10 protein-coding genes and 1 tRNA gene are annotated in these 13,585 nt (G+C 41.1%); 9 read left to right on the top strand and 2 right to left on the bottom strand.

Features of this window, described 5'->3' with window-relative positions:
• Positions 1–293: 293 nt before the first annotated feature.
• Genes FXF36_RS09425 through FXF36_RS09415 form a run of 3 tightly spaced genes read left to right on the top strand, consistent with a single transcriptional unit; the run spans position 294 to position 3,542 of the window.
• On the top strand, positions 294–1,718 hold the full coding sequence (locus FXF36_RS09425; RefSeq protein ID WP_151623514.1) for an ATP-binding protein: 1,425 nt from the start codon (positions 294–296) through the stop codon (positions 1,716–1,718).
• Between the two features lie 58 nt (positions 1,719–1,776).
• On the top strand, positions 1,777–2,604 hold the full coding sequence (locus FXF36_RS09420) for a transketolase (protein ID WP_151623513.1): 828 nt from the start codon (positions 1,777–1,779) through the stop codon (positions 2,602–2,604).
• On the top strand, positions 2,604–3,542 hold the full coding sequence (locus tag FXF36_RS09415; RefSeq protein WP_151623512.1) for a transketolase family protein: 939 nt from the start codon (positions 2,604–2,606) through the stop codon (positions 3,540–3,542). The genes FXF36_RS09420 and FXF36_RS09415 overlap by 1 nt, the downstream gene beginning before the upstream one ends.
• Before the next feature lie 181 nt (positions 3,543–3,723).
• Here the strand turns inward: FXF36_RS09415 and FXF36_RS09410 are convergent, their stop codons facing one another.
• On the bottom strand, positions 3,724–4,758 hold the full coding sequence (locus FXF36_RS09410) for an aldose epimerase family protein (protein ID WP_243143486.1): 1,035 nt from the start codon (positions 4,756–4,758) through the stop codon (positions 3,724–3,726).
• Positions 4,759–4,993: 235 nt separating this feature from the next.
• Between FXF36_RS09410 and FXF36_RS09405 the strand changes: the two genes are divergently transcribed.
• The 3 genes from FXF36_RS09405 (at position 4,994) to FXF36_RS09395 (ending at position 8,346) form a co-directional block, all read left to right on the top strand.
• Positions 4,994–7,213: a transglycosylase domain-containing protein gene (locus tag FXF36_RS09405; protein ID WP_151623510.1), complete on the top strand. Its 2,220-nt coding sequence runs from the start codon at positions 4,994–4,996 to the stop codon at positions 7,211–7,213.
• Between the two features lie 21 nt (positions 7,214–7,234).
• Complete coding sequence (locus FXF36_RS09400; protein ID WP_151623509.1) at positions 7,235–8,173, top strand: ROK family glucokinase; 939 nt, start codon at positions 7,235–7,237, stop codon at positions 8,171–8,173.
• 100 nt (positions 8,174–8,273) lie between these two features.
• A tRNA-Pro gene (locus FXF36_RS09395) sits at positions 8,274–8,346 on the top strand.
• A gap of 26 nt (positions 8,347–8,372) precedes the next feature.
• On the opposite strand, the gene FXF36_RS09390 is transcribed toward FXF36_RS09395, so the two are convergent.
• The gene (locus tag FXF36_RS09390) at positions 8,373–8,945 is read right to left on the bottom strand and encodes a TetR/AcrR family transcriptional regulator (RefSeq protein ID WP_151623508.1); all 573 of its coding nucleotides are present in this window, start codon (positions 8,943–8,945) and stop codon (positions 8,373–8,375) included.
• Positions 8,946–9,232: 287 nt separating this feature from the next.
• Between FXF36_RS09390 and FXF36_RS09385 the strand changes: the two genes are divergently transcribed.
• Genes FXF36_RS09385 through FXF36_RS09375 form a run of 3 tightly spaced genes read left to right on the top strand, consistent with a single transcriptional unit; the run spans position 9,233 to position 13,394 of the window.
• A complete protein-coding gene (locus FXF36_RS09385) occupies positions 9,233–9,715 on the top strand; it encodes a MarR family winged helix-turn-helix transcriptional regulator (RefSeq protein WP_151623507.1) in 483 nt (160 codons plus the stop codon).
• Between the two features lie 3 nt (positions 9,716–9,718).
• On the top strand, positions 9,719–11,491 hold the full coding sequence (locus FXF36_RS09380; RefSeq protein ID WP_151623506.1) for an ABC transporter ATP-binding protein: 1,773 nt from the start codon (positions 9,719–9,721) through the stop codon (positions 11,489–11,491).
• Positions 11,484–13,394, top strand: coding sequence for an ABC transporter ATP-binding protein (locus FXF36_RS09375; protein ID WP_151623505.1), 1,911 nt, complete (start codon positions 11,484–11,486; stop codon positions 13,392–13,394). Before FXF36_RS09380 ends, FXF36_RS09375 begins: the two co-directional genes overlap by 8 nt.
• Positions 13,395–13,585: the final 191 nt, after the last annotated feature.

The raw sequence follows: 13,585 nt of genomic DNA, 5'->3' as shown, positions 1-13,585 counted from the left end.
ATGCACGTCCTCACAATTCATTCAACAAATAAAAAGGGTATATAAGAATTATAACATACTTAAAAGAATAGATATCTCAGGTCTTTTTTTCGCCCTTAAAAGGTAAAAAAAGAGAACGATTTATTGCATAATTTAGTAGATAATGCTAAAGTAAACAATAGTTATTACAAGTATTGCTAAAATAGTTTAGAAATATAAAAACAAAATCGTAATATTTGGATAATATTGCAGTAATAGTTGAAACGTGATACCATAGATTTGCACGCGCGTACTGCGTGTAAAGGAGAGGTGTTATGTTTATAGGAAGAAAAAATGAAATCGAGAAATTAAATGGGTTTTATGAGGGAGAAACTGTTTCTGTTGCAGTAGTATCTGGTTCCATTGGTGTTGGCAAAACTTCGCTTTTACAGGAGTTTGCACAGGAAAAGAATGCTATATTCTTTGAGGCATATGAAACTACGGGAAAGCATCAGCTTGAACGCTTAGGGCAGCTGATGGGAATGGAAGCACTGGATGCTGCCAGTTTCTGTAAAGAGATTAGTGAGAGAGCATCAAAGGAAAAGCAGCTCATTATAATCGATCAATATCCAAACTTCGTAAAGGCAGATTCCGAATTTGATAGACTTCTACACGACTATGTAGTTGGTGAATGGAAGGACCTTCCGGTTAAATTGATATTCTGCTCAGATGCTTTTGTGCTGATTGACAAGCATGTTAATGGTAAGAAAGCTATATGGTCTAAGGATATCAGCTTGGATTTAGAGGTTAAACCCTTAGGATTTTATGATTCCTGCCAATTCTTTGGGGATGCTAGTCCAAAAGAGGCAGCATATTTATATGGAATCACAGGTGGTATACCATATAATCTTGTCAGAGTAGCAAATCTTTTGGGAATTGGTGGATTTAAAGGCTATGGTCTTTCTCCAATTACTAGAGATGATAAACTTAAAGAAATTACAGTAAAACTATTTTTAGATAAAAACACAAATTTTGGCCTTAATCCAGAAAAGGTTATGGCGACGGAGCTTAGAGAGCTTGCATATTATAATTATATGTTGGCAACCTTGGCAAAGGGGCTGAATCGTGTTAATCAGATTTCTGCAGAGGTTGAGAAGCCAAAGGATGTTGTTGTTCCATATTTGAATTCCTTAATGGCAATTGGTATCTGTACAAAGGATACAGCTATTACTGAGATTACAAATAGAAAGAAAACACGTTATTCAATCGTAAACACGAGCACATTGTTTTGGTACAAGTTTGTTGTACCAAATGTTGATGATTACAATTGTGGAAATGTTGAAAAGCTATGGGCAGCCGTTGAGGAATCTTTGGATGACTACATGAAGACCGTATTCATCAAGATTTGTGGTGAGTATCTGGCAGACCAAAGCGAGAAGAATCAGTTACCATTTACTGTTGAAGAAATAGGAAACTGGTGGGTAAATGATGACGAGGCAGGCACAACAGATGGATTTGATTTGGTTTCATTAGGAAAGTGTGATGGCAAATCTGCTACTATTTTTGCTCAGTGCTATTACAATCACGAACCAATTGAGGTTGCGCAGCTGAAGTTGCTTATTGAGAAGACTAAGCAGCTTCATAGGCAGGGGGATGCATTTTATCTTGTGTTCTCGAACGCAGGATTTCATGAAAACGCTGTTACCATTTCATCAGCGATTAAAAATATTATGCTGATTACGCTTGATGAGATGAGATAATTATATGATTATTCATAGCCAATAAAGGCGTTGGATATTAAGTATTAGGAGGAGAAAAATGACTAATCAAGAGCTTAAGAAAACAGCTACTGAGGTCCGCAAGGGCATCATTGAGGGTGTTCATGCAGCTAAGGCTGGACATCCAGGTGGATCATTATCAGCGACAGAGGTATTTACATACCTTTATTTTGAAGAGATGAATATTGATCCAAAGAATCCAAAGAAGGCAGATCGTGACAGATTTGTGCTTTCTAAGGGACACACTGCACCAGGTCTTTATTCTACACTTGCACAGAGAGGATTTTTCCCAGTTGAGGATTTAAAGACTCTTCGTAGTATTGGTTCACATCTTCAGGGACATCCATGTGTACAGCACACACCAGGTATCGATGCATCATCTGGCTCACTTGGACAGGGTATTTCTGTAGCCGTTGGTATGGCTCTTTCTGCAAAGCTTTCAAATGAAAGCTATCGTGTATATACACTTCTTGGAGATGGTGAGATTCAGGAAGGTCAGGTTTGGGAAGCATCAATGTTTGCAGCTGCAAAGAAGCTTGATAATCTTTGTGTAATCGTTGATAACAACGGTCTTCAGATAGATGGTCGCATTGAGGATGTTAACAGCCCATATCCAATTCCAGACAAGTTCAGAGCATTCAACTTCCATGTTGTAGAGGTCGCTGATGGAAATGATTTTGATCAGCTTCGCGCTGCTTTCAAAGAGGCTAGAGAGACAAAGGGACAGCCTACTGCAATTGTTATGAAGACAGTTAAGGGCAAGGGCGTTTCATTCATGGAGAACCAGGTAGGATGGCACGGAAAGGCTCCTAACGATGAAGAATATGCAATTGCTATGGAAGAATTAAAGAAAGCAGGTGAAGAGTAATGGCAGATGTTAAGAAAATCGCAACTCGTGAGAGCTACGGTAACGCTCTCGTTGCTTTAGGTGAGAAATATGATAATGTTGTAGTTCTTGATGCAGATCTCGCTGAGGCTACAAAGACAGGTATTTTTAAGAAGGCGTTCCCAGAGCGTCACATTGACTGTGGAATCGCAGAGGCAAACATGGTTGGTATTGCTGCTGGTATCGCTAGCACAGGAAAGGTTCCATTCTGCTCATCATTTGCTATGTTCGCAGCAGGTAGAGCTTTTGAACAGGTTCGTAACTCAGTTGGTTACCCACATCTTAATGTTAAGATTGGTGCTACACATGCTGGTATTTCAGTAGGTGAGGACGGCGCTTCTCATCAGTGTAACGAGGATATCGCTCTTATGCGTACAATCCCAGGAATGACAATCATCAATCCTTCAGATGATGTAGAAGCTAAGGCTGCTGTAGAGGCTGCTTACAAGATGGATGGCCCAGTTTACCTTAGATTTGGACGTCTTGCAGTACCTGTAATCAACGACAATGCAGATTACAAGTTTGAAATCGGCAAGGGTGTTGTTCTTAAGGAAGGCAAGGACCTTACAATCATTGCTACAGGTCTTGAGGTTAATGAGTCTCTTGAGGCTGCTAAGAAGCTTGCAGAGGACGGAATTGATGCAGAGGTTATCAATATCCATACAATTAAGCCTATCGATGCAGATCTTATCGTAAAGAGCGCTTCAAAGACAGGTAAGGTTGTTACTGTTGAAGAGCATTCAGTTATTGGGGGTCTTGGTGGAGCCGTTGCAGAGGTTCTTTCTGAGAAGTGCCCTACAAAGATGCTTCGCATCGGTGTAAAGGATACATTCGGAGAGTCAGGCCCAGCTGTAAAGCTTCTTGCTAAGTATGAGCTCGACGCTGAAGGAATCTACAAGCAGATTAAAGCATTTTTATAATAGCGGCATCCAAGGTTTACATGCTCCCGCAGGCCACCTTCCATACTCGGGCAAGGGAACTCCCCTAAAGGGGCACCCTCCTTCCCCGGCATGGAGCCTTCCTGCTCGCGCTTGCCTGGATTATGAGCCGCATTAAAAAAGCCAACTCGCTATGAGTTGGCTCTTTTTATATCTATGTACTTTATACGAATTTATAAATTGTAGTTGAGTGAGCTTTTACGCCTGCTTTGGCGATAGGCTGTGCAAAGCTTGGTACGTTGAGTGCATTTGGGAAGTACTGAGACTCGAAGCACACGCCATAACGCTTATCGTAGGTAACGCCACCCTTACCAATATGTGATGTATCAAGGTAATTGCCAGCATATAGTTGAACGCCAGGTAAATCAGTATAAACTTCCATTTTTCTGCCGCTCTCAGGATCTTCAAGAGTGCAAGATGGCTTAGTAAGTGATGGATTATTTAAGCAGTAGTTGTGGTCGAAGCCGCCTGCCCAGTTGAGCTGGTCATAATCTGCATCAGTATCCTTGCTAAGAGGCTTTGGAGTTGTAAAATCCATCGGAGTTCCCTTAACGTCGCGGAGCTCGCCGTGTGGGATAGAAGCTTCATCTGTGTGAGTATACTTATCAGCATCTACCCAAACAATGTGATTCATAACGGAACCAGTGTCGTGACCGTTAAGATTGAAGTAGCTGTGGTTAGTTGGGTTGAAAACTGTATCAACATCTGAGATTCCACTATATTCAAGCTTTAAAGAGTTGTCATCTCCAAGAGTATAAGTGATAGTGATATCCATCTCTCCTGGGAATCCGCACTCGCCATCAGCCTTGTGGCATGTGAAAGTGATATGGCTGTCATCAACAGATTCGACATCCCAAATGCGCTTATGCATAGGATTGAAGCCAGAGTGAAGATTGTTCTTACCATCGTTTACATCAAGCTTATATTCAACACCATTGAGAGTGAATTTTGCATCACCGATACGATTACCATTTGGACAGATGCAGCAGCCAAAACCAGGACCGTTTACGAAATAGTCCTCAATTTTGTCATATCCAAGTACAACATCTGAAAGTATACCCTCTGAATCTGGAACCCAAAGTTCCAAAAGGTTACAGCCATAATTCATGATTTTAGCCTGCATACCATTTTTGTTTACAAGTGTATAGGCGATAATATCTTCGTTATTTTTTGTTACGCCAAGTTTTTCTTTTTCCACGTTAAACCTCCCTAATATTATCATTAAATTTCACCCCAAAAGCATAGATTTTGGGATATAAACCAAACTAATACTATCATAATTGTCCAGTGCCTTAAATACAAGGGATATAAGGGAACTAAACAAATTTTAAAATCGAATATGTCAAAGAAGAACCATTATGAATATTTGAACAATCTGTGGAGAAAAAGTGGCTTGTATTGTGGATAAACAGGCAAATGTTTACAATTGAGGTATGAGTGGAAGTGCGCATGCAATTAGGGCAAGGGATAAAAAAATCCTGAGGCTAATAAAAGTTCAAATCCTGCTACTACTCCTGGTTGTGGCCGGTGTTGGTTACTATTATGTGAGTGGTTATGCGTCTATTGTTTCCGATTTGAAGTCGGAGGCTGTAGGTATTGTGCGCCGTTCCAGCCCAGAAACCTTTAGACAGATTGAGACGAGCGAAGTGTATGCAGCTAATGGAGATACAATATCGGTGCTGAAAGGTGAGAAGGATGTCTATTATATTTCATTCGAGCAGATTCCGACTTATGTTACACAGGCCATTATCTCAATTGAAGATAAGAAATTCTATCAACATGATGGTGTGGATTATAAAGCTATTGCAAGAGCACTTATTGCGGTGTTGCGAGATAAGGAGATTACTCAGGGAGGAAGTACTATTACCCAGCAGCTGGCAAGGACAATATTCTTAAGTAGTGAAAAGACCTGGCAGCGAAAGGTGGAGGAGATTTATATTGCCTCTGAAATGGAAAAAAAGTACTCCAAAGATCAGATTTTAGAGTTTTACCTAAACAATGTGTATTTTGCCAACGGCTATTATGGAATTCAGGCAGCAGCAAAAGGTTATTTCAGTAAGGATATTAGTGAACTGACACTGTCGGAGATATGTTATTTGCTGGCGATACCAAACAGTCCTACCTATTATGACCCTATTGTTAATCCAGAAAATACACTGACTAGAAGGAACTTGATACTTAATTCTATGTATTCGGATGGAGTGATAGGTGAGAGTACCTATAATAAGGCAAGGCAGGAGCAGATAATTCTTAGTCGAACTAATGGTACAAAGAATAATTATGTGGAAACGTATATATATTACTGTGCTACACGGGCTTTGATGGAAGTGAATGGGTTCGAATTCCAAAATGATTTTAAAACAACGCAAAGTAGAGAGAATTACGAAGCCGTTTACGATGAGATGTATAACACCTGGAATAAGAGTTTGTTTACATCAGGGTATAGAATTTATACGAGCATAAATATTGATATGCAGCAGCAGCTCCAGGAGGTCATTGATACAGAACTAGAAGAATTCACTGATGTGAATGAGGAGGGTATTTATGCACTACAGGGAGCAGCTGTAACAATTGATAATAAAACAGGAATGGCGGTGGCAATAGTTGGGGGAAGAAGCCAGGATGTTAGCGGATATACGCTGAATAGAGCATATCAGAGCTTCAGGCAACCAGGAAGTTCAATAAAGCCATTGCTTGTATATACGCCTGTTTTAGAGAGAGGATATACGCCTGATACGATTGTGATAGATGAAGAAATTGAGGATGGACCGGAAAATGCAGGTGGCACATATGCAGGTGAGATAACCTTGCGTGAAGCAGTAGCAAAGTCAAAGAATACCATAGCCTGGAAGCTTTATGAGGAACTAACACCACAGGTTGGTATACAATATTTAAAGAAATTAGGCTTTTCACACATTGAAAAGGATGATTATGGAATGGCAGCATGTCTTGGGGGATTGACAGTAGGGGTGAGCCCTCTTGAGATGGCAAAGGGATATGCCACCATCTTTAATGATGGATACATGCGCAATCCATCATGCATTTTGAAGATAACAGATGCAAAGGGAAATATTATATACGAAAAAGACGAGGAAGAAGTTGAAGTTTATAAAGAAAATGCTGCACGAACGATGACAGATATGCTACAATCGGTAGTGACTGACGGAACGGCTAAGGGAATTAACCTTAGTGAAATGCCGGTTGCTGGTAAGACAGGTACAACAAATAGCAATAGAGATGGCTGGTTTGTTGGTTATTCATATTATTACACGACTAGCGTTTGGGTGGGTTACGACCTTCCAAAGCAGGTTCCGGGATTGAAGGGTTCTACTTATCCGGCCAAGATATGGCAGGATTACATGGCTAAAATCCACGAAGGACTACAGCCAATAGGCTTTAAGAGACCAGTGGAGTTCATCGGCACGGAGGAGCAGATGGAGGAGCCTGAGTTTGATGAAAATGAATTCAGCGAATTTGATGAGGAAGAGCCTTATGGAGTTTTTGATGAGGAGCATCCCGGAGAGGACCAGCAGGAAGAAGCAGATCAACCGTCGTATCGTATAATTACACAAACATTTGAAGGAACGGAAGTTCCAGAGGGATCGATACCTGACAATGCTACAGATATCGAGATTACGACGGTAACAGAATAAGGTATGAAAGGGAGAAATGAAATGGCAAAGTATGGTTTTGGCCTTGATTTAGGCGGAACAACATGCAAGTGTGGTTTGTTTACCACAGAGGGTGAGCTTCTCGAGAAGTGGGAGGTTCCAACAGATACAACTAACGGAGGAGTTAATATTCTTAAGAATTTAGCTCAGACAGTAATTAAGAAAATGGAAGAGAAGGGTATCTCTTCTGACGATATTTCAGGTGTTGGTATTGGAATTCCAGGACCTGTTTCAGCAGACGGCGTTGTAAATCGCTGTGTAAACCTTGGATGGGGCGTATTTAATGTAGAGAAGGAATTCTCAGAGTGTCTTGGTGGTCTTAAGGTAAAGGCTGGTAATGATGCGAATGTTGCAGCTCTCGGCGAGGCTTGGATGGGGGCAGCTAAAGAATATTCAAGCTCCGTAATGGTTACACTTGGTACTGGTGTAGGCGGCGGTGTTATCATCAATGATGATATTATCAGTGGTGCAGCAGGTGCAGCAGGTGAGATTGGACATATCAGAGTCAATTATACAGAGGAAAATGCTTGCGGATGTGGTAATAAGGGTTGTCTTGAGCAGTATTGTTCAGCTACAGGTATTGCACGTCTTGCAAAGATTCGTTTAGCTATGAATGACGATGCAAGTTCACTCAGAGGAGTTGAGCCACTTGACGCAAAGGCTGTATTTGATGAGGCTAAGAAGGGCGATGTTGTTGCAAAGGAAATTGCAAAGCGTGCATGTGAGTACTTAGCTCAGGGTCTTCAGGTAATATCTTGTGTTGTTAATCCAGAAGCTTTCGTTATTGGTGGTGGAGTGTCTAAGGCTGGACAATACCTTATTGATGAAGTAGAGTACAGATTTAACCAGATTGCATTCCATGGATGTAAGAGTACCAAGATTACATTGGCTACACTTGGAAATGATGCCGGAATTTATGGAGCTATGAAGCTCATTCTGTAACAATAAGAAAGCACACCCATCTAGGATTGCCTAGCGGCAAGGGGGTGTGCTGTGGCAAGCTAAAAGTCAAGCATTAGCTTGACTTTTAACATGCGTATTACGGGGTGTGGCTCAGTTGGTAGAGCACCGCGTTCGGGACGCGGGGGCCGTGGGTTCGAATCCCGTCACTCCGATTAATATTTGATTTTCGAGGTTCCAGTTATTTAGCTGGAATCTTTCCTTTTGATATGCCCGCATAACCATTTTCGATGATTTTGCTGGTCTGAGTTGTAAGAGTATCAAATGGAATCTGCTTTCCATTTTTGAGCCAGTCACGATAAATATATGTGATGGCAATTGTGTAAGAACGCACAATAGAAGGATAATCTGTGCGTTCAAAGAATTTTGCAAAAGGTGCACTACGAAGAACGCCCTCTGTTACTGACTCATAGAAGAATGAGTAGTGATCATCACAGAGAAGTTTCTGTTGTACTTCGTTACATGACTCAAGGTAAAGATAGAAGTTTGTGATACATCCAGGTAAATCAAACTCCTCAGCGTTCTTTCCAATATGGTCTAAGATATCACTGACAATCTCTTCCTCAATCTCAGCTACAAAATCATCAAGTGATGAAAAATGTAAATAGAAAGTTTTTCTATTAATACCAGCTCTTTCTGTAAGCTCGGTAATCGAAATCTCATTATAGTTCTTTTCCAATACCAGTTCAAAAAACGCACGTCTTATAGAATTAATAGTTCTTCTAACTCTTAAATCCTTGCTTCTTTCTCTCATATAGTTTTACTCCTTTAATTAATTATTTGCCCCTCGAAAATTATATACAAACAGTACAATTGAGTCCTATCTTGTTCATTGTCTACTATACCACGGAAAAAAACGCTCGTGGAATTTTTAACCGAAGTTTAACATTTTTTTTGTTGCTTGGACACAATTTAGGGTTTATAATACATTTTAGTTCGGAATCGGAATATTCGGAAGCGAACATTCCGGGGGCGAACAAACGGCGTTTTTTACTTAATATGCTAGGAAACTAAGCTATAAATAAGCTAGAAAGGAGAACTATGATAAAAAAAGAATTCGACAGCAGAGTTCATTTGGGATTCATTATGGATTGTGCGTCACGTGAAATCAGGAATGCTGTCAGTCGTGGTGTCATAGAGACTAGCGAAGGCCAGTGCAATATGAAGCACACTTGGTTACTTGGTTATTTGGAGCGCCAGGAGGAACCGATTTTCCAAAAGGATTTGGAAAAGATTTTTCATTTTCCAAAATCAACCCTGGCTGATATGCTGCAGTATCTTGAGAAGAGTGGCTACATAGCAAAGGCACCGGTGGATGGCGATGGCAGGAAGAAGCAAATCGTGGTGACTGAAGCAGGACGGAAGTTTACAAGTCTGGCGGAGGCACAGATTATGGATGTTGATGACTACATCACCAGAGATATTCCGCAGGAGCAGATCGATATGATGGTCGAGGTTATGGAAAAATTAAGAAAGAATGCTGAGGATTATAAATCCTACATAGAGCTAAAAAAGGAGGAATAGAACTTGGTTAAGAGAATTTTGCAGGAAATTAAAGAATACAAGGCATCAGCTTTGCTCACTCCTGTATTTATGATTCTCGAGGTTGCAATGGAAATGTTTATTCCACTTCTAATTGCCGACCTTGTGGATACTGGTGTTAATTCAGGAAATATGAGTGAAATCTACCGAATCGGTGCAATGATGCTTGGATGCGCAGTAGTTGGCCTTTTTGGCGGTATTATGGGTGCTATCTTAGGAAGTAAGGCATCTGCTGGACTTGCTAAAAATCTTAGAAAGGCAATGTTTGAAAATATTCAGTCCTTCTCTTTTGAGAATATTGATAAGTTTTCAACAGCCGGTCTTGTAACACGTCTTACAACAGACGTTACAAACGTACAGAACGCATTTATCATGATTTTGAGAATGGGATTTAGAGCACCAGTTACAGTTGCGGTAGCTATGATTCTTTCGTTCAGAATTAACGCGCGCTTGGCTTCAATCTATCTGATTGCCATGATTGTGCTTCTTACAGTTATGGGATTTGTAATGGTAAAGGCACGCCCATTGTTTGATACATTATTTAAGAAGTATGATGCGCTAAATGCATCTGTTCAGGAAAATATCACAGGTATGCGCGTTGTAAAGGCATATGTACGTGAGCAGTTTGAAAAGAAAAAATTCACAGATGGCAGCCATGGTATTTACAAGGCAGCCACATCTGCTGAGAAGATGGTGGCGTTTACAATGCCATTCATGAATGTGGTGGTTTATACCTGTATTATCCTTATAAGCTGGCTTGGTGCAAAGTACATCGTTTTAGATGGCACACTTACAACTGGTGAGCTTCTTTCACTTTTCAGCTACTGTATGAACATTCTTTTCTCACTTATGTTCTTTGCTATGATTTTCATTATGATTACAATGTCAATCGCCAGCATGCAGCGTATTTACGAGGTACTTGAGGAGAAGAGTACAATCACAAATCCTGAGAACCCAGTTTATGAGGTAAAGGATGGTTCTATCCAGTTTAAGGATGTAGTGTTTGGCTATAATAAGACAGCAGACAGACCAGTACTTGACCATATAAGCCTTGAGATTGCCTCAGGCGAAACAATCGGTGTGTTGGGTGGAACTGGTTCTGCTAAGTCTACTCTGGTTTCAATGATTTCACGTCTTTACGATGTAAACGAAGGTGAGGTTTTTGTTGGTGGCGTTAATGTAAAGGATTATGATGTTGAGACTATCAGAAATCAGGTTTCTGTAGTTCTACAGAATAACGTACTTTTCTCAGGAACAATTGCTGAGAATCTTCGTTGGGGCGATAAGAACGCTAGTGATGATGAGGTTAAGCATGCAGCAAAGCTCGCTTGTGCTGATGAGTTTATAGAGAAGTTCCCAGATGGATATAACACTCACATAGAGCAGGGCGGAACCAACGTATCTGGTGGACAGCGCCAGAGACTTTGTATCGCCAGAGCTCTTCTTAAGAAGCCAAAGATTCTTATCTTAGATGATTCAACTTCAGCTGTAGATACAGCTACAGACGCTAAGATTAGAAAGGCTTTCCGTGAGGAAATTCCAAATACAACAAAGCTTATCATTGCTCAGCGTATATCATCAGTAATGGATGCTGACAGAATCATCGTTATGGATGATGGTAAGATTGACGATTTTGGTACACACGAGGAATTGTTGGCCAGAAATCAGATTTACCGCGAGATTTTCGAGCAGCAGACAGGTGCTGGAAGCGGTGACTTTGACAAAGTAGATGAGGAAGGAGGTAAGGACAATGCCTAGAGGACCACAACCAGGAGCAGTTCCTAAATTAACTGCAGAGCAGAAGGCTAAAAGACGCGGAGTCCTTGGCCGCCTATTCAAATATATTGGAAGCAAATATTGGCTTCATTTGATAGTAGTTGTTATAGGTATTTTTATAGCAGTTATATGTAATGCAAAGGGAACTGCATTTATGCAGACTCTTATTGATAGTTACATCGTGCCAATGCTTGAAAGCGGAAGTAAGGACTTCGGTCCACTTGCAGATGCCATTAAGGAGCTGATTGCTTATTATGCACTTGGTGCAATTGCGACATACGTGTACAACTACACAATGATTTTTGTTGGACAGGGTACACTTCGTTCTCTTAGAGATGATATGTTTGAGAAGATGGAGGATTTGCCAATTCGCTACTTCGATACACATGCTCACGGCGATGTGATGTCTATCTACACCAATGATATCGATACAATGCGTCAGATGATTTCACAGAGTTTCCCACAGATTCTCAATAGTGCAATCACTATCGTCACAGTATTTATATACATGGTGATGACATCTTGGCCACTTACAATCGTTACTATTGTCATGATTGTCCTAATTACATTTACCACTGCAGCAGTGGCTGGACGTTCAGGTAGTTATTTCCGCAAGCAGCAGAAGGCTCTCGGTGCCGTAAATGGTAACATCGAAGAGATTATGAAGGGCCAGAAGGTTGTAAAGGTATTCTGCCATGAAGAAGAAGTAATGGAGAAGTTTAATGAGCTTAACGAGGAGCTTTACAACAATGCTTACAGGGCTAATCGACTTGCAAACTGCATCGGTCCTGTAAATATGCAGATGGGTAATATCAGTTATGTTGCCTGTGCTGTAGTAGGTGGAACACTTGCTATCAACGGCTGGACAGGTCTTACACTTGGTGGCTTGGCTGCATTCCTTCAGTTTAACCGTGCGTTTAACATGCCGGTAAACCAGATTTCACAGCAGTTCCAGTCAATCGTACTTGCTATGGCAGGTGCTGAGCGAGTATTTGATCTTATTGACGAGCAGCCTGAGGTTGATGATGGTTATGTAATGCTTGTAAATGCCAAGGAGGTTAACGGCGAAATCGTTGAGTGTGAAGAGCGTACAGGTATGTGGGCTTGGAAACACTACCACAAGGCAGAGGGCACAACCACTTATGTGAAGCTCACTGGTGATATTGTATTTGACGATGTTGACTTTAGTTACAACCCAGACAAACCAGTACTTCACAACATCAAGCTTTTTGCTACTCCAGGCCAGAAGATTGCCTTTGTAGGTGCTACAGGTGCTGGTAAGACTACTATTACTAACCTGATTAACAGATTCTACGATATTGCTGATGGAAAGATTCGTTACGACGGCATTAACATCAACAAGATTAAGAAGGCTGATTTGCGTAAGTCTCTTGGTATCGTACTTCAGGATACACATCTTTTCACAGGTACTATTGCAGACAATATCCGCTATGGTAAGCTGGATGCCACTGATGAAGAGGTAATTGCAGCAGCAAAGCTTGCTAATGCAGACAGCTTCATTCACCGACTACCACAGGGATACGACACAGTAATCAGTGGAGATGGTGGAAACCTTTCACAGGGACAGCGACAGCTGCTTGCCATCGCAAGAGCTGCAATCGCAGATCCACCAGTGCTTATCCTTGATGAGGCTACATCATCTATCGATACACGTACTGAGAAGATTGTACAGGATGGTATGGATAAGCTGATGCATGGTCGTACCACATTTGTAATCGCCCACAGACTTTCTACCATTAGGAACTCTGACTGTATCATGGTTCTTGATCAGGGACGCATTATTGAGAGAGGCTCACACGAGGAGCTCATAGGTGAAGGCGGTAAATACTACCAGCTTTATACTGGAAAAATTCAAAATGCATAAATAACCACGCTAGCCGGTTACGCCTACAAGCCTTGGTATTACTCCGCTCAACGTAGAATGTTTCGCTTGAGTAATACCAAGAGCTTGAGGTCTACCGGCTAGCTGTTTTTTTAGGATTCGAAATGTGATATAATGAAACATAGTTATATGGTGTAACGCGTTACGAAAGATGGGGAGTGCGTTCAGTTTTA

Source organism: Pseudobutyrivibrio xylanivorans, from assembly GCF_008935055.1.
Classification (GTDB): Bacteria; Bacillota; Clostridia; order Lachnospirales; family Lachnospiraceae; genus Pseudobutyrivibrio; species Pseudobutyrivibrio xylanivorans_A.
This window is presented reverse-complemented; position numbering and strand designations above follow the sequence as displayed.

Excerpts from the sequence above, each read along its gene's own strand:
- FXF36_RS09425 (WP_151623514.1), top strand. The coding sequence starts at position 294 with ATGTTTATAGGAAGAAAAAATGAAATCGAGAAATTAAATGGGTTTTAT.
- FXF36_RS09420 (WP_151623513.1), top strand. The coding sequence starts at position 1,777 with ATGACTAATCAAGAGCTTAAGAAAACAGCTACTGAGGTCCGCAAGGGC.
- FXF36_RS09415 (WP_151623512.1), top strand. The coding sequence starts at position 2,604 with ATGGCAGATGTTAAGAAAATCGCAACTCGTGAGAGCTACGGTAACGCT.
- FXF36_RS09405 (WP_151623510.1), top strand. The coding sequence starts at position 4,994 with ATGAGTGGAAGTGCGCATGCAATTAGGGCAAGGGATAAAAAAATCCTG.
- FXF36_RS09400 (WP_151623509.1), top strand. The coding sequence starts at position 7,235 with ATGGCAAAGTATGGTTTTGGCCTTGATTTAGGCGGAACAACATGCAAG.
- FXF36_RS09390 (WP_151623508.1), bottom strand. The coding sequence starts at position 8,945 with ATGAGAGAAAGAAGCAAGGATTTAAGAGTTAGAAGAACTATTAATTCT.
- FXF36_RS09385 (WP_151623507.1), top strand. The coding sequence starts at position 9,233 with ATGATAAAAAAAGAATTCGACAGCAGAGTTCATTTGGGATTCATTATG.
- FXF36_RS09375 (WP_151623505.1), top strand. The coding sequence starts at position 11,484 with ATGCCTAGAGGACCACAACCAGGAGCAGTTCCTAAATTAACTGCAGAG.